The sequence below is a fragment of the Paraburkholderia sp. BL10I2N1 genome (assembly GCF_004361815.1).
Taxonomy (GTDB): Bacteria; Pseudomonadota; Gammaproteobacteria; order Burkholderiales; family Burkholderiaceae; genus Paraburkholderia.
The window spans coordinates 1-20545 of sequence record NZ_SNWA01000004.1; the positions used below are offsets into that span (position 1 = coordinate 1).

19 protein-coding genes and 2 pseudogenes are annotated in these 20545 nt (G+C 60.5%); 12 read left to right on the forward strand and 9 right to left on the reverse strand.

Translation table 11 applies throughout. The features are described 5' to 3' along the window. Positions 1-355: 355 nt before the first annotated feature. From B0G77_RS41385 to tssB, 4 genes and pseudogenes are all read right to left on the reverse strand, one after another. Positions 356-559 carry a PAAR domain-containing protein gene (locus B0G77_RS41385; protein ID WP_347814226.1) on the reverse strand — a complete coding sequence of 68 codons (204 nt, stop codon included), beginning with the start codon at positions 557-559 and terminating at the stop codon, positions 356-358. 1437 nt (positions 560-1996) lie between these two features. Further along, on the reverse strand, positions 1997-2377 hold the full coding sequence (locus B0G77_RS41395; RefSeq protein WP_133667656.1) for a hypothetical protein: 381 nt from the start codon (positions 2375-2377) through the stop codon (positions 1997-1999). Positions 2378-2600: 223 nt separating this feature from the next. Further along, a pseudogene (gene tssC / locus B0G77_RS41400) lies at positions 2601-3476 on the reverse strand (type VI secretion system contractile sheath large subunit); the annotation flags it as partial. 73 nt (positions 3477-3549) lie between these two features. Continuing rightward, the gene (tssB, locus tag B0G77_RS41405; protein WP_133667599.1) at positions 3550-4062 is read right to left on the reverse strand and encodes a type VI secretion system contractile sheath small subunit; all 513 of its coding nucleotides are present in this window, start codon (positions 4060-4062) and stop codon (positions 3550-3552) included. 544 nt (positions 4063-4606) lie between these two features. Between tssB and tssK the strand changes: the two genes are divergently transcribed. From tssK to tssE, 8 genes and pseudogenes are all read left to right on the forward strand, one after another. Then, entirely contained in the window at positions 4607-5959 is a 1353-nt protein-coding gene (tssK, locus tag B0G77_RS41410; protein WP_133667657.1) for a type VI secretion system baseplate subunit TssK, read from the forward strand. Continuing rightward, entirely contained in the window at positions 5956-6321 is a 366-nt protein-coding gene (locus B0G77_RS41415) for a DotU family type IV/VI secretion system protein (RefSeq protein ID WP_243751504.1), read from the forward strand. Before tssK ends, B0G77_RS41415 begins: the two co-directional genes overlap by 4 nt. Positions 6322-6373: 52 nt before the next feature. Then, positions 6374-7750, forward strand: coding sequence for an IS4 family transposase (locus tag B0G77_RS41420; RefSeq protein WP_133662695.1), 1377 nt, complete (start codon positions 6374-6376; stop codon positions 7748-7750). A 34-nt stretch (positions 7751-7784) separates the two neighbouring features. After that, positions 7785-8207: pseudogene (locus B0G77_RS41425) on the forward strand (DotU family type IV/VI secretion system protein); the annotation flags it as partial. Next, a complete protein-coding gene (locus B0G77_RS41430; protein WP_133667659.1) occupies positions 8204-9940 on the forward strand; it encodes an OmpA family protein in 1737 nt (578 codons plus the stop codon). The pseudogene B0G77_RS41425 and the gene B0G77_RS41430, both read left to right, overlap by 4 nt. Before the next feature lie 97 nt (positions 9941-10037). Then, positions 10038-10523 carry an Hcp family type VI secretion system effector gene (locus B0G77_RS41435; RefSeq protein WP_133667660.1) on the forward strand — a complete coding sequence of 162 codons (486 nt, stop codon included), beginning with the start codon at positions 10038-10040 and terminating at the stop codon, positions 10521-10523. A gap of 148 nt (positions 10524-10671) precedes the next feature. Next, positions 10672-13410 (forward strand): type VI secretion system ATPase TssH, encoded by a 2739-nt coding sequence (gene tssH, locus B0G77_RS41440; protein ID WP_133667661.1) that lies wholly within the window; start codon positions 10672-10674, stop codon positions 13408-13410. 12 nt (positions 13411-13422) lie between these two features. Next, entirely contained in the window at positions 13423-13854 is a 432-nt protein-coding gene (gene tssE / locus B0G77_RS41445) for a type VI secretion system baseplate subunit TssE (RefSeq protein ID WP_133667662.1), read from the forward strand. A 149-nt stretch (positions 13855-14003) separates the two neighbouring features. Here the strand turns inward: tssE and B0G77_RS41450 are convergent, their stop codons facing one another. Beyond that, the gene (locus B0G77_RS41450; protein WP_133667663.1) at positions 14004-14951 is read right to left on the reverse strand and encodes a pseudouridine-5'-phosphate glycosidase; all 948 of its coding nucleotides are present in this window, start codon (positions 14949-14951) and stop codon (positions 14004-14006) included. Positions 14952-15174: 223 nt separating this feature from the next. Between B0G77_RS41450 and B0G77_RS41455 the strand changes: the two genes are divergently transcribed. Further along, entirely contained in the window at positions 15175-15972 is a 798-nt protein-coding gene (locus tag B0G77_RS41455; RefSeq protein ID WP_133667664.1) for an alpha/beta hydrolase, read from the forward strand. A gap of 3 nt (positions 15973-15975) precedes the next feature. Next, complete coding sequence (locus tag B0G77_RS41460; RefSeq protein ID WP_133667665.1) at positions 15976-16317, forward strand: hypothetical protein; 342 nt, start codon at positions 15976-15978, stop codon at positions 16315-16317. 103 nt (positions 16318-16420) lie between these two features. Here the strand turns inward: B0G77_RS41460 and B0G77_RS41465 are convergent, their stop codons facing one another. Next, positions 16421-16681, reverse strand: a complete 261-nt coding sequence (locus B0G77_RS41465) for a hypothetical protein (RefSeq protein ID WP_133667666.1) — start codon at positions 16679-16681, stop codon at positions 16421-16423. Between the two features lie 460 nt (positions 16682-17141). On the opposite strand from B0G77_RS41465, the gene B0G77_RS41470 reads away from it, so the two are divergent. Next, entirely contained in the window at positions 17142-18101 is a 960-nt protein-coding gene (locus B0G77_RS41470) for a hypothetical protein (RefSeq protein ID WP_347814224.1), read from the forward strand. A 115-nt stretch (positions 18102-18216) separates the two neighbouring features. Here B0G77_RS41470 and B0G77_RS45120 read toward each other — a convergent pair whose 3' ends face one another. Further along, positions 18217-18453, reverse strand: coding sequence for a hypothetical protein (locus B0G77_RS45120; protein ID WP_243751519.1), 237 nt, complete (start codon positions 18451-18453; stop codon positions 18217-18219). Then, entirely contained in the window at positions 18411-19067 is a 657-nt protein-coding gene (locus B0G77_RS41475) for a LysR substrate-binding domain-containing protein (protein ID WP_243751520.1), read from the reverse strand. Before B0G77_RS41475 ends, B0G77_RS45120 begins: the two co-directional genes overlap by 43 nt. A gap of 14 nt (positions 19068-19081) precedes the next feature. On the opposite strand from B0G77_RS41475, the gene B0G77_RS41480 reads away from it, so the two are divergent. After that, positions 19082-19606, forward strand: a complete 525-nt coding sequence (locus B0G77_RS41480; protein ID WP_133667667.1) for a heme-binding protein — start codon at positions 19082-19084, stop codon at positions 19604-19606. A 135-nt stretch (positions 19607-19741) separates the two neighbouring features. Here B0G77_RS41480 and B0G77_RS41485 read toward each other — a convergent pair whose 3' ends face one another. Further along, positions 19742-20521: an SDR family oxidoreductase gene (locus B0G77_RS41485; RefSeq protein WP_133667668.1), complete on the reverse strand. Its 780-nt coding sequence runs from the start codon at positions 20519-20521 to the stop codon at positions 19742-19744. Between the last annotated feature and the right edge of the window lie 24 nt (positions 20522-20545).

A 20545-nucleotide genomic window follows, 5' to 3' on the forward strand; every position in this document is an offset into this window, starting at 1 on the left:
GGTTTCGTGGTCGCTGACGCGATTTGCGCGATTGCTCCACTCCGTCGTGCGTATAAATATCCAAGGCGCAGCACAGCAAAAACGCCCATGCAAGCATCGGATAAGCCGACGACACAGAACCAGAACCAAACAGTGTTTGTCGGTCGGCCTTTCGGCCACAGAAAAATCGTCAGCGCGGCACCCAGGCACTGGACGACGCCGAGGAGCACAAGCCAAACGGGTTTCGAGAGCTGCGGCGGCGCAGGTACCGGAAATCCGCGGCGGTATGCGAGCAAAGTCAATCGGCATCTGGCTATCGGACCGTCGCCCATCAGACACAGCGATGAGGACACTCCCGCACTGGGTCTTGTCTCCATCACGCGAAAGCGGCGTGCCAGCATCCCTGATGCCGCCCCCCTTCCACGATTTCGTTGTCGCCGTGAATCGGACAGGACACAAGGTCGCCCACGCGCGCTGCGCGGCGACCTTTAACCTTGATCCGGTCTGAACCGGTAAGGACCTTTCCGCCGTGACTCGTACTATCACCTTCGTACGCTAATTTCTTCATTTTAATATCCATGTTCAAGCTAATTTGATGAATGCGATGATCAACTTGCTAGCAAAGCCAGCAGCGCGCTTTCATATGCCGCACGCATAGGTTGACGCGCCTTTTGAAATCACCTGAAAATTTGCACTTGCGCGCTTCTTCGTATGGCCTATGTCCGCACCTACCTATTTGGATTCAATATCCTTATACCCTTTTCGTAATGTCGCTGTAGGCCGCCTGATGAATCGAGGCATCGTTACTGCAAATTTTCCGAGAAATTTTCTTGTTGCCGCGATACACAATTATTCCAGCCGAAAATTCTGGACCATCATCCGTCTTCACGGTCTTGTCATAGAGATAATAGGTATATCCAGCCTCGAGAATCTAATATGTGTTCGCCACCGCCAGCGTAAGGGACATTACTAAAATAAAAATGTTACCTTTGTTCGAGCCGCTAATCTGAAACCTCCAATGTCAATTTTCTTCATTGTTCATTGCGATACGTCAAAACGCCAGTATCTTTCATTTCACATAGAGAGGCAGTAGTCCTGTTCAATTTCGCAATTTAAATACAGCTTCTTCTTTCGGCTCCAACACATGCCTTCTGCGTGTGCCGCTGTTGTAAAATTAAAAATAATTGCCAAAAAAAATACGGGGTAAATATTTTCACGATTTCATTCCGTCGAAAGACCCAAAATAGGAGCCACCTTATTGTACCGACTAAGGCGATCAGCATAGCCATTCTGTCCGCCATTCACCAATCTGAGTGACGTCCCTAACAGTTCCGGTGTCTGATGTTCGATTCAAATTACTACGTGACCAGAAGACATATGCAGACTCGACGCCGTACTCCACGTTTGACACGACAAGTTCGGGATGCGCAATGAAGTCCTTTTGGTCATCTGGCACTCGGCGATTATGCTCATCCTGGAAAGACTGATACCCACTCTTACCAGTTATTTGAATAAACCCTCGTCCGCGATACTTGTATCCATCACCGCTTGACTCATCGCCGTTTCCCATTCTGCCTGCGTAGACATAGTTCGCTAGATGCTCTACGTTGTTAGCGTAATATGATTCATGGCTCCACAGTTTGTCTCGCAATCTACCGTGCGCACAGTCGTCACAGGAAGCATTGTAGTTATTCTTACCCCCTTTGCATCCGAAAGTTTTCGCATATTCCGAGGGTTATAGTTCAATCCTTCTTCGGTAACCCGAAAATGTGTTTCGTGAGCGCAGTGCGACAAGAAATGTGCGATTCTTTTCGACGTGTTTACGGAATACGCTTTAGCGTATTTGTTCAAATGCGGCAGCATGCTTGTATAGTGTTCAACTGAATTAGCTGGTTCTACAGCAACAAGCATGTCGAGCGTTATCAATTGCTGTTCGCAAGCAAAGTTCCCCACCAATCCGATCGGATGGATATGAAATACATTCGACGCGGGGAAGCCAGTCAAGCCAGCCTTGACCTCATCCCACCAGACCAGCTTTTTCGATCCGTTTCTGTTCCTCGGCGTGTTCGGCCCGAGGCCCGTGCGTGCCTCGATCGCGGGCAATCAACTGCTTCCATTTGTCGGAATTAGCCCACTCGCTCTCGTGCTGAATGATCAGCCTCGACATACGCAGCGCATTCCACGGGTCTTTCGCCGCGTTGCACAGGTCATCGGCCGCTTGTGTCTGGTCGCCTGCCAGATGCAACACCTGGTAAATCGACGTCATGAGCGGGCTGAGCTTGTCCAGCGAACCCGGGTTCGGCACATCCGCACCGACCGAATAGTCGACGAACCCTTGCGTGGTCGCGAACATCGTATGCGTCGGATCGTGCGCGGCGTCCAAGGGCTGAAAGTCCACCCACTTCCTGTTCAAGTTAGCCCGATCAATGCGCCGCGTTAGCATCGTCGTTTCTCTACGGTTGTGGACGCCACTGGCGCAGTGCGTCTGATAACTGCTTCAGACGCATCCGGTCACGAGCCGAAACAGGATGCACGGTATGGTCCGAGTCGTTTTGCTTCACTATGCCTTTGCTTGTATCGATAACGAGCTTACCGCCTTTAAGCGTCAAATAGGTTGGGTCGTACCGGTTGTGGTCCGGGCCCTTCACCGCTTCTTCATAGTTGAAGGCCCGCACGGGTGTCGTGTCCTTGCCGTACGGCAGACGGCCCAGTACACGCGGCATCGTGAGACCAACGTAGCGCGCATCGTCGGTGTCGCGGAAGCTCTTCCACTTGATGTACTCGGCGCGGTCGAAGTAGTTGCCGATATCCTGAATAGCCGCCACTTCTTCCATCGACTGCTTGCCGAAGAATGCCGCGCCCACCGAGCCGATGAACGGCATGTGTGCGGCTGCCGCCACCTTCGAGATATTACGCAGCAGTGCGATATCCATCGGCGAGTTCGCGAATTCGAAGTCGCTGATCATGGCGCTGATCGGCTGGCCACCCGGCGTGTCGTATTCCTCGATGTACGTGAGGCGATACAGGCCGCTCTGGATCAGCTCCGGCGTATCCTCGAAATCGCGCTGCAGCGCGTCCTTCGACACGTCAAGCACTTCGATGCGCGCGTTGCGACGGAAGTCGGTGCGCGAGACGAGCATCTTGAGGCCACGCCAGCGGCCTTCGAGCGCCTGGAATTCCGGCGTGTGCATCACGGCGTCGAGCTGACGACCGATCTGCCGGTCAAGCTGGCCGATATGGAAATCGAGCAGCGACTTGTCAAGGCGGTCGACCGTCTGGCTCGATTTCGACACAAGCTCGAGGAACGCGCTCATGCCGCGCGCAATGCGCTCGTCGGCCGATGCCTCGGCGAGCATGTCGCTGTCGCGAAACGCTTCGAGCGGGCGCGCCTGGGCGATGGGCTTCAGGTTGATCTTGTCGCACAGCGAGGCATAGACGCTGTCGTGTTCGAGGACAACAGTTTCTGTTGCGCCCGGGCTGGATTGATTCTGGTTCATTGTTCGTCCTGTCTGCGTTTGTGGCGCAACCTGGTTGCGAAAGGCGGTGAAGGCCGTCTTGGGCCGTCGGCGCTCAGGCATGCCCTTCCGGTTGCGTAGCGGCCGTGGCGATCTGCCCCAGTTCGCCGCGCAGCTTGTCAGACAGCCGCTTGTCCTTCAGAATCTTCTCGAACTCGCGACGGAAGGTACCGTTGTCGAGCAGGTTCGATTTCAGGTCGCGCAGCAGGTGACGCATCGCGAGCAGCGCCTGAAGTTCCGGAATCTGGCGCGCGACCTGCTCCGGCTCGAAATCCTTCATCGAACGAAACGACAGGTTCACCGGCAGTTCGGTGCCGTCGCTGGCCAGCGTATTTTCGGCCGCAAACTTCAGGTCCGGTGCATAGTCGGCCAGCACGGCATCGAAGTTGTTCTTGTCGATATTGACTTTCTTGCGCTCGGCCAGTGGCGCGTGCTCACGGCCCGCGCTGAAGTCACCCGCGACGAGCAGCTTGAGCGGCAGTTCGACCTTCTTCTGTGCCCCTCCCGTATGAAGGTCTAGCGTAATTGATACGCGACTTTTCGGGATTTCTCGCTGAAAACTGTCCATTAAGACTCCTTATGAAGTGACGTTCGCGATCCCCGCTGAATTCGCCCGCAGCGATAGGGTATCTGGTGTGACGCTCCTTCGATCATCAGTTGCAACCGCAACTACATAACCATGCTGACTGCACCCCATTGTGCGGTCTCCATTCATGCGGCTTGGTTTACCGCAGCGTATTAGAACGGATTATCGCCAAGGCGTCAAAGAGAATTCGCGACGGAATTACAAATCGGATCGATATTAATAAGATAAGGCATCAATTTTTCACAATGTTTGAATTTTTATGAACGTGAATCTACTCGTGCCTCGAAGTGCGCGTGACGTCCAACGCTGCTGATTTTTGGGTATATTCTTGGCTTCCACCAAGACCCAGTTAGGTTTACTAACGCACTTTCTCTGTAATGCCGCGCGCATATTAATGGTAAAAACGTTAATTGGATTTAACAAATCTTATTTCCATAAAAATATATGCATGGGGTATACAGATATCCGATATCGCGTTTAGAATCCGCCGATTGAAAGCAGTACAAAATGCGCAGACGACCAACACATGCGAATCGACAAACCACTCTGGCACGACGGCCTCATCCTCTCGCAGCAGCACTTCCAGCAACAGGACCGGTGGACGGAATTTGCCCTGCAGCAGCTCGTTGCCGCGGCTTTTGCCGACCCATGGGGAACGCTCCGGGTCGAAGTCGACGAGGAAGCACTCGCGACGGGACGGCTGAAACTTACCCGCCTCAAGGGGCGTTTCCCCGACGGCACGCCTTTCGACACGACGGTGGCTGACGCGCTCCCGGGAGTGCGTGACCTCGGCCAGGGCATTCCCGCCGACCGCCAAAGCGTTGTCGTGTTCGCCGCGCTTGCACTCCTGGATGCCAACGGCAACAACTGCCGCCTTGATGAGACCTCACTCGCGCGTCCGCGGCGTTCGTATCGTGAATTTGCGAAGGTCATGGACCTGAACGGCACGAATGAGGTTGAAATTGCGACAGAGCGTCACGCGATCCGGCTGCTCTTCGATTTTGAGCCGCATGCCGATGACACGGTATGCGCCATCGCACGGCTCACGCGCGCGACCAACGGCCAGTTCCAGGTCGATCACCGGTTCGTGCCCCCCTGCCTGACGCTCGCCAGTCACCCGCTCCATATCGAGCGGATCAACCGCCTTGCAGACATTCTGCAGGCAAAAAGTCTCGCACTGGGCTCGCGCCGCAGCGAGCGCATCGAGCAGGTCGCGGAATACGGTGTCGCCGATGCCCAGCTCTTCTGGCTGCTGCACTGCATTCACGCGGCGTGGCCGCATCTGCGGCTTTATGCCTCGCATCCGGCCCGCCCGCCTGAGCACCTATATATCACGCTCGCCGAACTCGCCAGTGCACTGATGACGTTCTCCACCGGGGCCCGGCTCATTGATATCCCGGCATATGACCATGCACGGGCTGACGAGGTATTCGCGAAGCTCGAGTCGAAGATCCGCGAACTGCTGGATGCGATCATTCCGTCGCGTGTAGTGTCGATCGGCCTCACGCGCAAAGGCCCGACAACCTGGACGGGCCAGTTTCTTGACGAGCGCATCACCGCAGGGGCCGCGGACTGGTACCTCTCGGTCAATGCGCCGATGCCGGTATTCGAACTCGTCGAACAGTTCCCGCGATTGTGCAAGATCGGTGCACCCGATGATGTCGAGCACATCATCAATTCGGCACTGCTGGGTATTCCGCTCAAGGCCGTGCAACGGGTGCCCGGCGCCATTCCGGTGCGACTGGACAATCAGTACTTCGCACTCGACTCCACGAGTACTGTGCACGCGAAGATGCTCGCTGCCCGGGCCTGTCAGGTCTACCTCCCGGCATCCGTGCCCGACGCCACCCTCGAACTGTATGCGGTGCTGCGCTCATGACAATCCTGACTTCCCGCCATTCCGGCGATAGTGGGCCAGCCCTGATGGGTAGCGCGCCGGCCGCCGACCGCGTCAGCAGTGCTGGAATACGCGATCTGCTGCGAGACACGGCACTGCTTGTCACGTCACTCGCGCCGGGTGGAACGGTAACGGACGCCGCGGCGTTTCGCGACCGGTGCCGGCAGCTCATCGGAAATTTTTCGGACTCGCTCACGCACCGAGGTTACCCCGAGGACGTACGGCTGGAAGCGATGGTTGCGCAGTGCGGACTGCTTGACGAAACGGCGCTGCGGGAGCTGGGTGACGAAGCCCGTTCAGGATCTCAGGATCGCCCACATCTTTTCGCTGAATCGCGCTTGTAAACTGAGTCAGGCGATGTTAACTTGCGTGTATTGCCTGTAAAACGACACGCCGTTGCCTTCCATAGACGATAACGCTGACTGGGCCGATACCGAATTCGGTGCGGCCAATCTGGGCGATGCCCGTTTGACGAGCCGACTGGTCGCGCTGGCGCGACGGTTGGCAAGTAGTCCTGATTGCCCATTCCCGCGCTCGCTCAATGCCGCCGAGCTCAAGGCAGCCTATCGTTTTTTCGACAACGAACAGGTCGATACGGATGGCGTACTTGCTCCGCACATTGAACAGACCCTGCGGCGCATGACCCGCATACCGGTCGTGCTTGCGGTGCAGGACACGACCGAATTCAACCTGAGCCACCTCAAAGCGACCGAAGGACTGGGCTACGGCACGGGCAACGCTTCGCGCGGCTTCATGCTGCACAGCCTGCTGGCCGTCACGCCAGAAGGTTTGCCGCTGGGTGTGCTGGGTATGAAGACCTGGGTGCGACCCGACGCGCAATTAGGCAAGAAGCAGCAGAGAAAGCACCTTCCGGTTGCAGACAAGGAGAGCGTCAAGTGGCTCGAAGGCATCGCGCATCTGGGCGCCCTCAAGGCACGCTGTCCCGAGACCCTGGTGATTGGAATCGGTGACCGGGAAAGCGACCTCTACGAAGTGTTCACGGCCGAGCGTCCGCGAGGCGTTGAGTGGCTGATCCGAGCCAAGTCGGATCGCAAGACCGTCAACCCCGAGCACTCCCTCTGGGAGGCCGTTGCCGCGACCGCCCCGCTGGGCGAAACGGAGTTACAGGTCCCGCCAGTGGGTAATCAACCCAGGCGCGTCGCCCGTCTGACACTGCGGTGTACGCCAGTGCGACTGAGGCCTCCGCAACGGCCTTCATCCCGGCTCGCCGAGGTCACAGTCTATGCGATCCACGCCCTTGAAACCACGCCGCCGGCGGACATCGAGCCGCTCGAATGGATGCTGCTCAGTTCCGTGCCGACGATCACGTTTGAGGACACCCTTGAACGACTCGGCTGGTATGCCCGCCGATGGACGATTGAGTCGTGGCACCGCGTACTGAAGAGTGGCTGCAGCATTGAAAAGCGTCAGTTCGGCAACCTTGAGCGGTTCGTACGGTCGACCGCGCTATTTGCGGTGATCAGCTGGCGCATCATGTACGCGACGTTGCTGGGTCGTGCCGATCCGGACCTGTCGTGCGAAGTCCTTCTGCAACCAGACGAATGGCGCGCGCTTCATAGCCGCACCCATCGCACGTCAAAACCACCGACTGCAATACCTTCACTCGGTGAGGTCGTGCTGTGGATTGCAAAACTCGGTGGGTACCTGAACCGCAAGCATGACCACCCACCCGGTCCCACCGTCATGTGGCGTGGATTTCTCGTCCTGCACGAGATCACCGAGATGTATCGCATCTTCAGGCAAGACGAATAAGTTGGCTCACGAAAAATGTGGGTGATCCTGAGGTTCAGGATGGGGGCTGAAGCCGTTGCAGGTCGAGCATTTCAAGCTGCACGATGCGGGCGAGCGCGTCATCGATTGCCTCGAAGTGCGTCTGCGTGAGGCATCGCCCAACGCCGACCTGCTCGAGTGCTATTCAGCAATCCTCGGCATGGGGTTCATGGGCCGTTATGCCCGCGATGGTGACGCGAAGCGCGCCGAGCTGGTTGCCGCGCTCAATACGCGGCTGCAAAAGCTTCGTCCCGCTGTCGAGCAGCCGTTTATCGCGGACCACGCGGGGCGGCGCCTGTCCGACTGGTTCTACCGGCTTTCGCCGTGGGCCATTGCAGGTCTAGCCTGTGTGGCCGCAGTGACCGTGTGGGGAGGGTGGAACGTGGCCCTCGACGCACAGCTCGCGCACATCACGTCCGCGAAGGTCAGCCGTCAGTGAAATCTGATCTGCCCATTCTGACTGCAGCGACAACCCGCGCACCGGATTCAGGCCACGAAGGGCTGGGCTACCCGGTTCGGCTGATGGTCGTGCTGGCGTGTGCGTTGGCCCTCACGGTCATCGGGCTCGTGGCACAGCCGGAGCGGGGGATGGCCTGGATGCTCACGGGCCTGATTGTGATCGCAGCCCTCCTGCTCATCTACCTGCGCACCCGGATGCTCTGGCGTGCGCGGGGCCAGGGCGCCCACGTGCTGGCCGCGCTCGGCGAAGCAACCGGGGACATTCCGGTCAGGCTACGCACACGCATGCCACTCGTGCTCGTCACGGGCGACGATCTGCCCGCGCTCTTCAACCGGCACGATGGGGAACGCTTTGCGCATGTTGGCGACGGCGCGATCTGGGTGCGGGTAGACCGGCCGCAGGACCTGCCGCGCCTGGCGGTTGCCGTCAGGCAGTGGCGCGATGGCCGTGCCCCGGATGGGGTCCTGCTGTCGGCGGTACCGGCCCGGTACACGGACGCCGACTTGCTGACGCAGTCACTGCGTGTGGTACGTCAGGCCGTCGCGGACGCCGCGCGCATGCTCGGCTCAGGTCCCTTGCCGGGATACGTCGCAATCTATCAACGACTGACGACTGCACCGGCTGACATCGCGACGCCACAGTGGTACGGCGTTTCTTCCTCGCAGCGCATGACCGGTGCGCAGCGCTTCGAGTCCTTGATCCGCGCGGCCGAAAGCGAGGCTCAGCTAGTGGCGAACGGTCGCGTGGCGGTCGCACGCGCTGCCGGCCTTGCGTCGATCGCTGGCTGGACGCAGCGGGTTGTGATCCACGCCCTCACGGACCGGCAGCAGCCCGCCACGCTATGGGCACTGTTTGGCGCCGGCTGGATCGACTGCGGGCCGGGGGGTGGACCGGGCAATCCGTGGGCGCGCGATGTCGAAATGCAGACCCGCGTCCTGCGAGCCCCGGCCGCGGCTTCGCCCACGCCGTGGCCACTGCCTCAACCGCTGATCGCGGCCATGCCACAGCGCCGCTGGATGTCGCCGCGTCTGGCCGCCCTCGCCCATGCGCTTGCGTTGTTTGCCTGCGCGGCCGCGTTCGCGCTCTTCTTTTCCGGCAGGAACAACCAGACGCTGCTCACGCGCATTGGTGCGGATCTCGACCGCTATTCGATGATCCCGGCCGCGCATGACGCCGCACGGCGTGACGCCCTGCAGGCGCTGGTGGCTGACCGGGATGAACTTGACCGCTACGGGCGGGTCGGTGTTCCACTCAGTCTATCGTTCGGCATGTACCGGGGTGGGCGGGCGATCCCGGCGCTCAACGACGCGATCGCTTCGTATGTGCCGCCTCCTCCGCCCCCTCCGCCTCCGGCTGTTGTGACGCTTAACAGCATGTCGCTGTTCGACAGTGGCCGCGCACAGCTCAAGGATGGCTCGACGCGCGTGATGGTCGACGCACTCGAGATGATCAAGGCACACCCGGACAAACGGATTCTGGTCGCCGGCTACACCGACAATGTGGGCAATCCGGAGCGCAACCTGAAGCTCTCGACGGCGCGTGCAGAGGCTGTACGCGACTGGCTGATCGAGGCCTCCGGCATTCCTGCCACACAGTTCGCGATACAAGGTTACGGTGACACGCGTCCCATTACCGGGAACGACACCGAAGCGGGTCGCGCGAAAAACCGCCGTGTGGAGATCACGCTGGTTCCAGATGCGCCTCATGGTTGACGCTCGATCAATTTCGCCCCCGGAGCATCCGCTTCGGGAACTCAAGGCTCGGGGGCTGGCTCCGGGCAATCGTCGCAGTACAAAGAAGGGAGTAAAAATGGCAATTCCGGCATACATGTGGCTCAAGGACGACGGCGGCGCCGACATCAAGGGCTCGGTGACGGTTCAGGGCCGTGAAGGCAGCGTCGAACTTACTGAGTTCGAGCATGGCGTGAACATCCCGACCGACGGGAATAGCGGCAAGCTGACCGGAACGCGCGTGCACAAGCCGATCAAGTTGACCAAGGAAACCGATGCGTCGACGCCGTACCTGTACAAGGCGGTGACGAGCGGCCAGACGCTGAAGTCGGTCGAGATCAAGTGGTACAAGATCGACGACGCGGGCAAGGAGAAGGAATACTTCAACACGAAGCTCGACAACGTGAAGATCGTCGCGGTCAATCCGAAGATGCTCGACATCAAGATCCCGGACTACGAGAAGCACAATCACCTCGAGGAAGTCGAGCTGCGCTACGAGACGATCACCTGGTCGTACAAGGACGGCAACATCATCCACAAGGATACCTGGAACGAGCGTTCCTGATCCTTGTTACCCGTGGTCTGGAGGTTGTCATCCCCGGCGGCCTCCTATGCCAGTCCGCTTTCGCGGACTGGCTTTTTTGCTGCAAGGAGTGGCCACTTCCAGCGGTCACTCCTCTCTTTCCTTGCGCTCCTGCGCGAGCAGCCCGAACATGACCCTGCACAACGACCGAAGCACATCTCCCCGGGACACCAGCCAGCTTCTGCGCCGGCTCAATCCACACTGCGCGAAGGCGCTTGAAGCGTCCGCGAGCCTGTGCCAGACACGGCTCGCGGACGAGATTTCGGTCGAGCACTGGCTGCTCAAGCTGATCGAGGCCGGAGACGGTGATATCCCAGCGATACTGAACCACTATGATCTCGACGTGGACGCGGTATGGGATGCCCTGCTCGCGGCCATCGAGCACACCCCGCGTAACCTGCGTGGCCGCCCCAGCCTCTCCCAGCAACTCGCGCACGTCCTGCAGGAAGCCTGGTTTCATTCGTCTTCCGATGCAGGGGATTCGGCAATCCGTTCCGGGCATGTCCTGCAGGCGATTGTTGATGCGCCGCAAGTCCTTCGCACGCCCAAGGCATGGCAGCTGCTGACGGTCAGCAGCGCACAGATCCAGCGTCTGCTGCCGCGCCTGGGGCAGCGTTCATGTGAGGACCAGCCTGAAGAGCCAGCAGCGGTGCAGGGAGAAGCGGCAGCAGCAACGCAAACTGGTGTAGCGTCGGCCGCGCCAGACTCGAAGAAAGTACGGACGTCCCAGCGCAACGTAGAAGGCGATGCCCTCGGCCGTTTCGCAATCGACCTGACGGAGAAGGCAAGTCGCGGCGAAATCGACCCTGTCTTTGGCCGCGATCGCGAGATGCAGCAGATGGTCGACGTGCTCGCGCGCCGCCGCAAGAACAACCCTATCCTCGTGGGTGAGCCGGGCGTGGGCAAAACCGCGCTCGTCGAGGGCCTCGCGCTACGTGTGGCCGAAGGCACCGTGCCCAACGTAATCCGCGACGTGCGCATCCTCACGCTTGATCTCGGGCTGCTGCAAGCAGGCGCGGGCGTGAAGGGCGAGTTCGAGCAGCGCCTGAAAAACGTGGTTGACGAGGTGCAGGCCTCGCCCGAGCCGATCCTGCTCTTCATCGACGAAGCGCACACGCTGATCGGCGCGGGCAACGCCGCCGGCGGCGCCGACGCGGCCAACCTGCTCAAACCCGCGCTCGCGCGCGGCGAACTGCGCACGATCGCCGCGACCACCTGGTCGGAATACAAGGAATATTTCGAGCGCGATGCGGCGCTCGAGCGCCGCTTCCAGTTGATCAAGGTCGACGAACCGGACGACGAAGCGGCGTGCCTGATGCTGCGGGGCCTGAAGGACCGCTATGCGAAGTATCACACCGTGCACATCCGTGACGAAGCGCTGGTGGCAGCAGTCAAGCTCTCGCGCCGCTACATCCCTGCACGGCAGTTGCCGGATAAGGCTGTCGACCTGATCGACACGGCAGCAGCGCGCGTGCGCATGGGCCTCGAATCGCCGCCGGCGGAACTGCAGCGCGCCCGTGCCGCAGTCTCAGCGCTCGAGCTTGAGCGCGCGACGCTCGCCTCGGACGAGCGGACTGGCGTTGATACCGTCAAGGCACGGCGTGACAGCCTGAACGCTGCGTTCGAAGAGGCACACAACGAACTGACGAGCCTGCAGGCACGTTACGTCTGCGAACTCGAACTGGTGCATCGGATCCACGACTGCGGACCTTCTGATGACGGCGGAGCTAGCGTCGTTGATCGACCGAAACTTGACAAAGCCAGACAGCTGCTCGCCACTGCACAAGGCAAGTCGCCGCTGGTTTTCGTCGACGTCGACGCGCAGGCGATCGCACGCGTGGTCGCCGAGTGGACCGGCGTGCCGGTCGGCAGTCTGGTCGAAGACGAACTCCGGAGCCTGCTCACAATCGAGGAAACGCTCGCGAAGCGGATCGTGGCGCAGGACGAGGCGCTGGCTGCCCTCGCGGAAAGCCTGCGCACCGCGAAGGCGGGCCTGAAGAACGAACATGCACCGCTCGGCGTATTCCTGCTCGCGGGCCCTTCGGGGGTCGGCAAAACGGAGACCGCGCTCGCGCTCGCGGACCTGCTCTTTGGGGGCGAAGCTGCACTCACGACGATCAACATGTCGGAGTATCAAGAGTCGCACACGGTTTCACAGCTCAAGGGTTCTCCGCCAGGCTACGTTGGCTATGGTCGGGGCGGCGTCCTGACCGAGGCGGTGCGCCAACGACCATACAGCGTCATCCTGCTCGACGAGATCGAGAAAGCTCACCGCGACGTGCTGGACATCTTCTACCAGGTGTTTGACCGCGGCAGCATGCGCGATGGCGAAGGTCGCGAAATCGATTTCCGCAACTGCGTGATCCTGATGACGTCCAATCTCGGCAGCGCCCAGATCGACGACGCCACGACGGACAACCCGGCGATCGCGCAGACAGCACTCCTCGAAGCGATCCATCCGCAGCTTGTGGCGCACTTCCAGCCAGCGCTCCTCGCGCGTTTCCAGACGCTGGTTTACCGGCCGCTCGATGTGGCCGCTCTCGCCGCCATCGTGCGCCTGAAGCTTGGAAAGGTCGCCGAACGCCTGCGCCGGCAGCATGATGTTGAGCTGGTCTGCGACGACTCGCTCATCGGGGCGATGGCCGAGCTGTGCCTTGCGCGCGAATTCGGCGCGCGCAATGTGGACGCGTTCCTCAACCAGCGTGTTCTGCCCACAGTCTCGCGCGAGCTGCTCACACGCATGGCAAACGGTGCTGCGCCCGCAAAGATCGCTTTGTCCAGCTCGCCTGACGGCAATCTGACGATCGACTTCATCGATCGTGGTGACACTGCTGCGCAAGCTCCAGCGGCCGGATTGTCGGTTGACTGAACGGGGATCGACATGCCCGCAGGACCATCCCTCTATGACATGCTGCTCGGCCAGATTGACGGTGAGCCGCTTGGGAACTACGACGACAAGACACTGGAGATCCTGAGCGTTCAGGCCAACATCCGGCGCATCCTCAACACGCGCGCAGGCGCGCTCAAGCACGTCCCCGACTATGGGCTGCCCGACCTCACCGAGATATACAGAAATCTGCCCGCATCGGTTCACGATCTGCGCAACCAGATGGAGAGCACCCTGCTGAAATTCGAGCCGCGCCTGCGTGCGGTCGAAATCGAGATTGACGAGAGGCCGGATCCGGGTCTGCTGGTGAGCTTCATCATGATCTGCCACCTCCGGAAGGCAGGGCTGGTCCGTTTCGGGACGCATTTCGAACCGCCGGGCCGCATGCACGTCAGGCGTCTGGTGAACCCCGACCAGACCCGGTAACTGGCGTTGGCAGCCATGCGCGGCAGGACGCTCCCGTCAGGCTCAGTCCACACATCAACTGCAGGCAGGATGCTCGAGGGTGGGCGGCTGTCAAAAAACGGTCGCTGGAAGCTGACGCGAAGTCTGGTAGAGAACGGTCGTTCCGGTGGCTATGCCGCGCCTGTCCCGCTCTCTGCGTGTGCCAACGCCAGCGCCAGCCGTGCCCCGACCTCGGCATTGTGTTTCACGAGCGCGATGTTTGTCGCGAGGCTACGTCCACCCGTCAGCGCCTTGATGCGAGCCAGCAGGAAGGGTGTCACGGCCTTACCGGTGATTGCTTGCGCAGTGGCCTCGGCAAGCGCCTGCTGAATCAGCGCGTCGGTCTCTTCGAACGTCATCGCTGCCGCTTCCGGCACCGGAGTGCTCACCAGTACACCGCCCTTGAGGCCCAGGTCCCACTTGGTGCGGATGAAGCGTGCCTGCTCCGCCGCGTCGTCCAGCCTGAAGTCCGCGCGAAAGCCGCTGTCGCGCGTGTAGAACGCAGCGAAATTGTCTTGCTCGCAACTGAGCACCGGCACACCGTGCGTTTCCAGGTATTCAAGTGTGAGCCCGATGTCCAGGATGGACTTCGCACCGGCGCAGACCACCGCCACCGACGTCTTCGCCAGTTCCTGCAGGTCGGCTGAGATGTCAAAAGTTTCCTGCGCGCCCCGGTGCACGCCGCCAATGCCTCCAGTAACGAAGACCTCAATGCCGGCCAGCGCGGCACATATCATCGTGCCAGCCACTGTCGTGGCGCCGAGCCTGCCGCCGGCCAGCACGGCCGGCAGGTCGCGGCGGCTGACCTTGTGTACCTGGTCCGAGCGGCCGAGCAGTTCCAGCTCGTCGTCGGAGAGACCGATGTGGATTCGCCCTCCGATCAGCGCGATGGTCGCGGGCTCCGCTCCCACCTCGCGGATCAAGGCCTCCACTTCGCGCGCCGTGCGAACGTTCTCTGGGTAGGGCATGCCGTGGGCGATGATAGTCGATTCCAGCGCCACGAGCGGGCGGCCGGCGGCCTGTGCAGCAGCTACAGGCTCGCTGCAGGTCAACCAGGAGTGTGCAAGGTGAGCAGCCATGTCGATGCTCTCGGTGGTGTGATTCAGTGAAGTATGCAGCACAAAGGATGATCCACGGTTCGCTGTGCAAGCGCGGGGCGTCATTGCCACTTGCCTGTTGCCTTGCAGCCGTCCCGGGCGCCGTCAGCGCGAAGCTCGCGACGACACGCATGGACACAAGCGGTGGCGAATGCAGCTAAACTGGCTGAGCTACGGAAAAGATCGGTGGATCGGGCTCAAGGCGATGAAATTCACCAGGTTGATGTTGCGTCTCGCCGTTGCGTGCCTGATTGTCTTCGCAGGAGTCGCCATCTTGCAGGATCGTTTTATCTACTTTCCTGAGAAGGCGGCAATCGGGGACGTCGCTTCCGGCGGACTTCGCGCCTGGCCGACATCTGAGGCGTTCCGGGGCCTCGTGGCCGAGCCAGCCGGATCCGCGCGCGCCACTGCCATCGTCTTTCATGGCAACGCGGGGCATGCCGGACACCGCTCGTTCTATGCCGAAGCGCTCACCCGGCTCGGGCTGCGCGTGATCCTCGCCGAATATCCAGGCTACGGGCCGCGCGACGGCATGCTGGGCGAAAAGAGCCTGGTCGCTGATGCCCAACAGACCATCGCGCTGGCGCATCGCCTCTATGGCGCGCCGCTGCTGCTCATCGGCGAATCGCTCGGGGCCGGCGTGGCGGCCGCGGCCGGCTCGCGTGAACGCGACAAGATAGCTGGCTTGCTGCTCATCACGCCATGGGATCGGCTCGAGCACGTCGCCGCCTGGCACTATCCGTGGCTGCCCGTAAAGTGGCTGCTGCGCGACCGATACGACAGCGTGACCCACCTGGCGTCGTTCGGCCGCCCTGTTCTCGTCGTGGTTGCGGAACGCGACAGCATCGTCCCCCCGCGCTTCGGCGAAGCGCTCTACAACTCGCTGGCCGAACCGAGACAACTGATGGTGGTGAAGGCGGCTGAACATAACGACTGGATTGGCCGCGTCGACGAAACCTGGTGGCGGGAGGCGATCGGCTTCCTGCTCACACCTCCGCATTGAAATATGAAATCACGCTCTGTCCCGTCCAGCAGGGAACGCTTCTATATCCTCGATGCGAAGAACAGACCTGTCGAGGTGTTCGACCGCGGCGAGTGGTCGCGCTGGATGACTGAGAACGAACTGATCTTCCGCCGCACACTGCTGGACGAATCCGGTGTGACGGTCACGACCCGCTTCCGCGGTGTGTCCGAACCGAAAACCGGGGAGGCTTCGCTGTTCGTGACACGCGTCGCCGGAATGGAAGCGCGAGACAACCAGAGCTACGGAGCACGGACGGTCGATGAGGCGCTGGAGCAGCATGAGCTCATCGTGCAGAAAATCCTCCGGATGCTGACCAGGAAGTGATCGCCACAGCGCAACGACTCTGCGAGCGTACGACGCTGTGGCGAACGTTGCGGATTGCGCCTCGGCCGTGGGGTGCACAGTTCTGGCACACCTCCCTGTCAGGCTAGCGATAGTTAACAAAGTTGATGATGTCATTGAGGAACCACGGCAGAATCAATTGCGTATCGGGATAGCTGACACCGACGCTGAGCCTCGGTGGCTTTGAGGTGGAGTCACCGGGCGTCGTACCGTCGGTAGCGTGCAGAATGTAGGTATCCGTTTCGGCCGGACCTGGCCGGGCGGTCTGATTGTTCGCGGGCGACAATGTCGAGGAGCAGCCGGCGGTGAGCACGACGAGGGCCGCTGCGAAGCAAAAGGGCTTCATAATGGTGTGAACTCCAGCAACGTTGCTTTGACAATATGGCCGATGACGAATTCGTCCTGGTACGTGGCTGGATTCTGCCAAACGCAGGACGCGCCTTCCAACCCGAATGGGACTGCAATCCTCCTCCAGCTCGAAACGCAATCCGGATCCAGGCGATCTACACTAGCCTTGCTTTCTCTGAGAGGCTTCGCGTCCTCGGCGGAGCCCGTTGCTGATCGTTAGCTTATAACTAACGGTACTAATGACATGGCAGCGGCAAATTTTGAAAAGAGGACCGATGATGCCGATACGTGGAATTACATCATGCCATGCAACCGACCCGGCGGGCATGTCAACGGATCCCGCCAGCGAGCGGAGCCCCGTCACGCAGGGAAGGGAGCGGGCGCATGGGATTTTTTTACACACCGGCTGGAGGAGCGCGGGAACCTGGGTATGGTCGCGCTTCCGGGCTCTGGAGTCGGTGAGGGCTTTTTATGAACCATTGAGCAACCTGCTCGGCGACCTCAGCCTCGCCGATATTCCCGCCATACGGCCTACGTCGGCCTCCGGTCACCCGCCACTCGGTACGCCTTACTACGAAGAATACCGGTCGTTCATGCAGGAGCGCGGGCGCGGTGTGGTCGGGTACCGGAAGCGCTTCGGTATCGATCGTTTTGGATGCGTGCCGGACGACGAATTTCCGGCACTGCGAGCCTATTTGCAAAATCTCTGCGACCGGTCGATCGATCAAGGCAAAATGCCAGTCTTCAAGTTTTGTCGCTCTCAGGGTCGTTTGCCGTGGCTCAAGAGCGCGTTTCCGCAAGCGGTGCACGCAGTTGTCTTGCGAAACCCCGCATCGCAGTTCGCATCTGGGTGGCTGTTAAGGCAGGAATGGAACAACCCGTTCTTTGTTGCTGCACCATTTCGCGTCTTGGGTCTCAACCAGGCCGAACCCGTTGTAAAGCAGGTCATCGAGACGTGTGGAGTGAGCTTGCCGTCGTTTGCTTGCGCTTCGGTCGAAGAGTATGCGGCACTTTGCGAACAGTATGCGCGTACGGCCGAAAGTAGCAATGCATACCGGGCGTTTGTGGCGTTGTGGATTCTCTGCGCTTCGCGAATAGTAGACGGTGCGGATCTGTTAATCGACATGGATCGGGTCGGGCAGTCTCCTGCGTACGCCTCCGAACTGCGCGCACAGTTTCGTGCGCAGGCCAACGTGACGCCAGATTTTAGTGGCGCGCGAGACCTGGTCGACGAGACGAAGCGATGCGCGACGCGGATAAAGGGAATAGACGGTCGATTGATACGGTCCATTAATTTTTCGGCGCAAAAGTTCCTGCTGTCGCAAATCGACGGTTCGCATGATTCGCAGACAGGCGTGGCGAAGGTTATCCGCGAGAAGCTCTCGCTTGCCGACGAAATATCTGGGCAGTGGCGCTAGGCATTCCGGGGAACCCGCCCGGCGCTATCCATCTCCCTAAAGTCGAAAGCACGGACACGAAAGGCTATCAAGCTGCGGCGCTCCATCAATGCAGAGCAGTGAGCAGGGACACCTGTTACTGGTTGCCTGCAAAAAGCATCCGGATTTCGTCGGCCAGCCACTCCCGCAGCACACACACCTTCGGGTGACGTTCGTTACCCGCGCGATACACCAGATCGTAGCCGAGCGCCACGCCTTCTCCCCGGATGGCCGCTTCAACGGCCATGCTGCCGTGACCGTAAGCCGGACCACGGCTGCTGCGGAGGATGTCTACCCCGGCCAGCGCGAACCATTGCTTCCAGTTGGCTCGCATGCGGTCCTCATGCAGCAACATGCAGCCCGCCATGCTCGCAATGGATGAGAACCGCCCATCGCAGCCCGGTAGGCCGGGCTGCAAACCGGCGTCACAGTTTCTTTCATTATCCGCTCGGCCACGACCCCAGGGTAACGGCCGCCGCCGTAGCGGACGGCCGCATCGGCCTGTCCGTCGCTCAGGTCGACGTTAATATCCGTAACGTCCAGATGAACGTCCAGTTCCGGATAGCGTGCCTTCAGCCGGTACAGACGTGGCGCCAGCCACTTGCTCGCAAACGACACGCTCGTGCTGATCGTCAGGCGCGTCACGCTGTCTTGCGCGCGGATGCGTTCGGCCTCCCTCGTGAGTTCGCCCAGCAAACGGCTGACGGCCGCCAGGAATTCGGCTCCCTCGTCGGTCAGGACAATACGGCGCGTCAGGCGCCGAAACAGCTCGACACCGAGATACTCCTCGAGCGGCGGGATGGCCGGCGATGCAACAGGCCTGGCCGGTGCACGAAGGCCCGTTGCCTGTTCGAGCTGTAGGGTAAATGCGCTTGCGCCCGTGATGAGCTCATGCCCCTTGCGTACCGCTCCCTCTCGCGTTACGTTGGCAACAATTCGGCCAGCCAATGGGAAGTGGTGCGATGCAAAACCTCATCCAGATCGCGTGCGCAGCCTGCCTCGTCGTAGCAACCGCTGCGACGGCGCAAACCCCAGCCTCACAACCCTCTGCGGGCGGGACACCCGACAAGATCCCGTTCGACATTCCCTATGGCAATGCGATCGGTCTGGACACCGCGAAAAGCTTGCTCGCAATTGCAGAAGCCGAAGCGAAGAAACACAACTGGAAAATGAACATTGCTGTCGTCGACACGCATGGCGAACTCCTCGCGTTCGAACGCATGGACGGTGCGCAGTACGCGTCGATCGCAATATCGCAGAACAAAGCCCGCACGTCGGCAAGATTCCGTCGTGAGACCCGGGCCTTCTACAACCAGTTTGAGACCGGACATGCATACGTGAGCACCCTGGATGCGGGGCTAGTGGCATCGCCGGGAGGGTTCCCGCTCGTACAAGGAGGAAAGCTTGTGGGCGCTATCGGCTGTAGTGGCGGGACAGGCGATCAGGACGCTTCTGTGTGTAAGGTCGCCGCCGATACGATCAACTAGCGGAACGCCCCTGTCCTCAGCGGCCGGCGACGACGCAAAAAAGCGTTGGCCGAACATGTCGGAAAAGCGATGGCTCGTATGGCCACCGCGCCTTAGCTGGAGGGACGTTTGACCCAGAACGTCCCTGCCTGGGCGTTAGAGGACCATGCCGCCTGAGACCTCGATGCGCTGCCCGTTTATCCAGCGGTTGTCATCCGAAAGCAGCGCCGCGATCATCGGGCCAATGTCCTCGGGTTCGCCGACGCGGCCGAGCGCGGTCATGTCCGCCACGCGTTTGTTCACTTCGGGATTGTCGCGCACCATGCCACCACTGAAGTCGGTCGCGACTGCGCCCGGGGCGACGGTGTTGACGGCAATCCAGCGTGCACCGAGTTCTTTCGCCATATAGCGGGTCAGCACTTCGACAGCCCCCTTCATTGACGCATACGCGGAAGAGCCGGGGAGCGTTACGCGGGCCAACCCCGAAGAGATGTTCACGATCCGCCCGTTGTCGTTGATGAATGGCAGAAGTTTTTGCGTAAGGAAGAACACGCCTTTGAAATGGATGCGGTAGACATGGTCCAGTTCGTCCTCGGTCGTCTGATCGAATGCATTGTGCAGCGAGGTTCCCGCATTGTTGACGAGGTAGTCAAAACGCTTGGCTCGCAGGCTGGCCAGTGCTTGCTGAACATCCTGCACGAACGGGTCGAACGAACTAACGTCGCCGGTGTCGAGTCGCAGCGCAATGGCGCGACGCCCTGTTTCCTGGACCGCGGCAACCACGTGCCCGGCTTCTGCGCGATTCGAGTGGTAGGTAAAAATCGAATCGACGCCACGTCTGGCGAGACTGAGCACCGTATTTCGGCCAATACCGCGGCTGCCGCCGGTAACGATCGCAATCCGTGGACTTGAAGTAGAGGTGATTTCGGTGGGCATTGCGCGCTCCTGTAGTTTGGCGTG